The sequence below is a fragment of the Streptomyces sp. YGL11-2 genome (genome assembly GCF_050054615.1).
Taxonomy (GTDB): Bacteria; Actinomycetota; Actinomycetes; order Streptomycetales; family Streptomycetaceae; genus Streptomyces.
On the sequence record NZ_JBNHIN010000124.1, the window covers coordinates 1 to 4,594 of the forward strand.

The 4,594-nt window shown below is 68.2% G+C and carries 3 protein-coding genes and 1 pseudogene; 2 read left to right on the top strand and 2 right to left on the bottom strand.

Annotated features, from left to right (window positions below; genetic code table 11):
- Positions 1–98 precede the first annotated feature (98 nt).
- Positions 99–941: an IS5 family transposase gene (locus ACO1BR_RS43780; RefSeq protein ID WP_426800700.1), complete on the bottom strand. Its 843-nt coding sequence runs from the start codon at positions 939–941 to the stop codon at positions 99–101.
- Positions 942–1,131: 190 nt separating this feature from the next.
- Here ACO1BR_RS43780 and ACO1BR_RS43785 point away from each other — a divergent pair, with 190 nt between their 5' ends.
- Positions 1,132–1,818 carry a TetR/AcrR family transcriptional regulator gene (locus tag ACO1BR_RS43785; protein ID WP_426800701.1) on the top strand — a complete coding sequence of 229 codons (687 nt, stop codon included), beginning with the start codon at positions 1,132–1,134 and terminating at the stop codon, positions 1,816–1,818.
- Positions 1,811–3,166, top strand: coding sequence for a serine hydrolase domain-containing protein (locus ACO1BR_RS43790; protein WP_426800702.1), 1,356 nt, complete (start codon positions 1,811–1,813; stop codon positions 3,164–3,166). Before ACO1BR_RS43785 ends, ACO1BR_RS43790 begins: the two co-directional genes overlap by 8 nt.
- 70 nt (positions 3,167–3,236) lie before the next feature.
- Here ACO1BR_RS43790 and ACO1BR_RS43795 read toward each other — a convergent pair.
- A pseudogene (locus tag ACO1BR_RS43795) lies at positions 3,237–4,517 on the bottom strand (IS701 family transposase); the annotation flags it as partial.
- Between the last annotated feature and the right edge of the window lie 77 nt (positions 4,518–4,594).

The following is a 4,594-nucleotide window of genomic DNA, read 5'->3' on the forward strand; positions in this document are numbered from 1 at the left end:
CCGCGGAATTCGCCCCCACCCCACACCATCAGGCGACCACAGAACGACTCAAAGGCTCACGAACCGCCCACTTAGAGCCCGCGCGGATAGGCGTCGGCTTACGGGCGTCGCCTCGGGCGGTTGTCCCAGCGGTGGGTGGGCCAGGATCGTCGGATCAGGCTGCGGACGGTGATGATCGTGTCCGCGAGGTCGAAGAAGGCGTCGATCACGACGGCGCGGCGTTCGTAGCAGCGGGAGAGGCGACTGAAAGCGTTCTGCCAGGCGTGGGTGCGCTCGACGTGCCACCGCTGGCTTGCCTGGATCGGTGCTTTCTGGCCCTTGTGTGCTATCCGACCGTGCAGCCCGCGTTCGTCGAGCAGGGCGCGGGTCTTGTTCGAGTCGTAGCCAGCGTCCAGGTGCACCGTGATGTCGTCGGGCAGCGGCCCGAGTTCCACGAGGCGGTCCAGGGTCGGGGCCGGCAGCGGAGAGTCGTGACAGTTCGCCCCGGCCAGAACACGGCCGAGCGGGATTCCGTAGCCGTCTGTCATGCCGGAGCGTTTGAGGCCCTGTTTTCCCCGGTCGACCGGGGAACGCCCGGCGACCTCGCCGCCGCCGGGTGCCTTGGTGAGGGAGCCATCGATGGCGATCTGATCCAGCATCAGGCCGACGATGTGGTCGTAGGAGTCGAGCGCGATCTGCTTCAACTGGCTGAAGATGTCCAGGCGGATCCACTCATCGCGACGGCTGCGGATGGTGCTGACCGAGCAGGTCGTGTCAGCGATCGCCTCGTAGGGGCAGCCGAACCGCAGCAACTGCAGAAGCTTGTCGAACACGATCCGGTCACTGATGCGCGGACGGTGGCAGCGCAGAGGATGGTCCGGGTGGTAGAGCGGCCGCTGGGGCAGCAGCGCCGAGAACTGGTCCCACAGCGGTTCGGTCAGCCATGACGGAAGGACAGGCACAGGTCTCCCTGGTGATCGCAGAGCATCGCGCTGGGGCTGGCGGCAGCGATCACCTCGACTGCCTACGTCCGACTGATAAGCCCTTCCCGAACGTCGCCGCATTCATGGTGGCACTTCAGAGTTGACCATCCCACCTCAACATTGTCATCATCGATGACAGCACTAATGATTTCGAGAGTGAGGGACGGACATGGCTGTGGGCAAGGGCCGGACGGTGCGGCTGTCGCCGGAGCTGATCGTGGAGGCGGCCGTGCGGATCGCGGCGCGGGCGGAGGCGGACGGGCTGACCGGACGGGCTCTGGGAGAGGAACTGGGCGTGGACCGGTCGGCGGTGTGGCGGCATTTCGCGGACCGGGACGCGCTGCTGCTGGCGGTGGGTGACCGGCTGCTGGCAATGGCCGTGGAGCGTGTGCCCGACGGCCCGGGGCCGCGGGAGGTGCTGCAGGAACTGGCCCGCTCCCTGGTGGAGGTCTTTGAGGCCCACCCGTACGTCGGTGCGGCCGTCGCATGCCGGACCACCCGCGGCCCAGGGGAGTTCGCCGCGATGGAGACGATGCTCGCGGCGCTGGAGGAGATCGGTCTGGACGAGGGCAGTGTGGCCCGCTACCAGCGGATGCTCGCCGATACCGTGCTGGCGTACGCGGGCATGCGTGCCGGGTATGCCGCGCTCCCGCAGGAGGTGCGCGCCGCCGACGAGCATGCCTGGGCCGGGGCGTACGCCACCATCTCCCCCGAGCGTTATCCGGCCATCACCACGCACCTGCCCCACCTGGCAGCGCAGGACGACGAGGCCGTCTTCCAGACGCTGATGGAGGCGTTCTGGCTGGCGGTCGACGCAACCGCCCGCACCACCCCCAAGGACGACGCCGATGTCTGACCATCGCCCTGCTGTGGAAGCCGCCGACGAGGCTGAGGAGGCTGTCGACACGGACGGGGAAGCCCCCCAGGACAGTGGTCCCGAACCGGCAGCCAGCTCCCGGTCCGCTTCCGCTGCCGGTCCCACCACCCGGGCCGTGGAGCCGACCGACCGCACGGTGGCCGCCTCGCGTTCTGCAAAGCCGCGGACACGGCGCGTATTACGGCGCACCCTCATCGCGCTGCCGGTGGCGCTTGGCGTGCTGGTGGCCGGCTCCTACACGGCCACCGCGCTGCTCGACATCCCCTCCCCACCCACGCTGGTCCAACTGCTGACCACCGAGCCCTCGCGGCAGGGCGACCTGTTCGACACCCGCACAGTCCCCGCCTCCGCCACGCCGGCACCCCTGCCCGTCCACGACGAGTCGCTTCCTGCGACCGTGCCATGGAAGGGCGAGCGGGTGCCGGTCGAGCAGTTCTTGACGACCACCCACACCAATGCCTTCCTCGTCCTCCGGGATGGCCAGCTGACGCACGAGTGGTACCGCGACGGGGTGGGTCGCACCACCCGCCTGTCCTCCTGGTCGGCTGCCAAGTCGGTGGTGTCCCTGCTCGCCGGGCAAGCCATCGAACAGGGCAGACTCCGTGAAGGCGACCGGCTGGTCGACATCCTGCCCCGGCTGAAGACCGGTGGGGCCTACGACGCCATCACGGTGCGCGACCTGCTGGACATGACCTCGGGCGTGGACGTCCCGGAGAACTACAACGAGTACTACCCGCTGACCGGCACCGCCCGGATGTACCTCACCCGGGACCTGCCCGCCTTCGCACACGACCATCGCGACCTGCAGTTCCCGCCGGGCAGCCAAGGCGCCTACCGCAGCATCGACACCGAACTCCTCGGCCAGGTCCTGGCCAAGGTCCACGGACGGCCGCTGGCCGACCTCCTGGCGGACAACATCTGGGCACCGATGGGAGCACAGGACAGCGCCACCTGGAACCTCGACCACGACAACGGCCACGAGAAGGCGTACTGCTGCATCAACGCCACCCCCCGCGACTACGCCAAGCTCGGCCAACTCGTCCTCAACAACGGCCACGCCCAGGGCAAACAGATCATCCCCCCGGCATGGATCAAGCGCATCGCCACCCCAGCACCCCACAAAGTCGACGGCTGGGGCTACTCCGCGCAGTGGTGGCATCCCCCCGGCGGCAACGGCAAGGACTACTCCGCCCTCGGCGTGTACGGGCAGTACATCTACGTCGACCCCGTAAGCAGGACCGTCGTGGTGAAACTCAGCGACTACGGGGACCAGCAAGACGAACAGGAGACCTTCGACGCCCTGCGCGCCATCGCTCACAGCGGCTGACCCGTGCCTGCCGTGCTGTCACGGGTACCCCCGCGCCTATCTGCGCGAGTTCTTAGCGGTGGTTTGTTAATCAGGGCGGTAGAGGTTGATGGGTCTGCCTGTGGTGACTGCGTCGATCAATGCCTGTAGTTGGTTGGGGGGTGGTTTGTTGGACCATGCCTGCCACCAGCGCCGTATGGTGATCGACGGAGTCAGCCAGCTGCGGACGTTGCGGAGCGCCTTGGGCCAACAGGGTTGTTGGGGCTGGTGGGAAGCGGGTGGTCCCCCTCTCTGTCCGCTCGTTGCGGCGGTTGGTTGCGTCGGTTGGAGACTCCGGTGGGGGTTCGGGTGGGTCTGGTTGGTCGAACCAGGTGTCCCAGCAGAAGGAGAAAGCGCAGTTGACCAGGGTCTGGTGGCGGCGGATCGCGATGTCGGAGCGTACTTGGAAGTCGGCCCAGCCGAGTTCGTCCTTGACTTGTTTGTAGCTTTGCTCGATCCAGTTGCGGACGGCGTAGATGCGGACGACTTCGGCGAGGTCGGCAGGCGGGCGGTGGGGGCTGTCAGCCGCCCGCGGGCCCTGTGGCCGGGGCAGGTCGGTGGCCAGGTACCAGGTGCCCTTGTCCGGCAGTGTGGCTGGGTCGGTGGTGGCCACTACCAGCCGTGTTGTTCCGTCCCAGCCCCACCATCCCAACGTGGCGTCGGCGGCCCACCAGGTAGCGGTGTGTCCGTCGCGGAAAGTGCGGGTGACCGGGCTCCAGTCGCGGGGGTCGTCTGGACCGTTCCACGCCAGGCTCCGGGCAGCGTCGAGGGGGGTGTATGCCTGGTCGCCGTAGGCCCACACCCCGTGACGCCGTTTGAGGGCCATGACGAACGGCACCCCTGCCTGGCTCAGTTCGCCGCGGAAGGCGTCCACGTCGCCGTAGGCGCAGTCCGCGACCGCTGCGCGGAACGCGATGCCCGCGGCCTGCGCCTGGCCTGCCAGGGCGGCGGCGATCCGCCATTTGGTGCGGAAGGCGGGGTCGTTCTTGCCCTTGGGGAAGTGGTGGGCCGGGGTGTAGGGCACCGCGTGCAGTAGGGAGTACAGGCGCTCGTCGGCCCACAGGGTGGTCACGGTGACCACACCGTTGTCGGTCTTGCCGTACCGACCCAGCCACTGGCGGCCCACGTGCGCGGTCGCTTTCCCGTCCTTGCGGTCGCCGGAGTCGTCGATGACCAGCACACCCTGTTCGTGCGGCGCGGTCGCGGGGTCGTCCAAGAGAAGTTCCAGGCACCGGTCGTTGACCCGTTCGCAGTCCCATGTCGACTCCGACAGGAAGAATTGCAGACGTTGCACGGCCCGGTGCTGGGCCCCGACGACCGGCTCGGCGCCCGCCTAAGTGGGCGGTTCGCGAGTTGATGTCCGTTTCGGAGTGAGGCTTGGGGCAGGGGTGCTGGCTGCGGTGCCGGCTA

Bases quoted from the DNA above. Each gene is read 5' to 3' on its own strand.
- ACO1BR_RS43785 (WP_426800701.1), top strand. From the start codon at position 1,132: ATGGCTGTGGGCAAGGGCCGGACGGTGCGGCTGTCGCCGGAGCTGATC.
- ACO1BR_RS43790 (WP_426800702.1), top strand. From the start codon at position 1,811: ATGTCTGACCATCGCCCTGCTGTGGAAGCCGCCGACGAGGCTGAGGAG.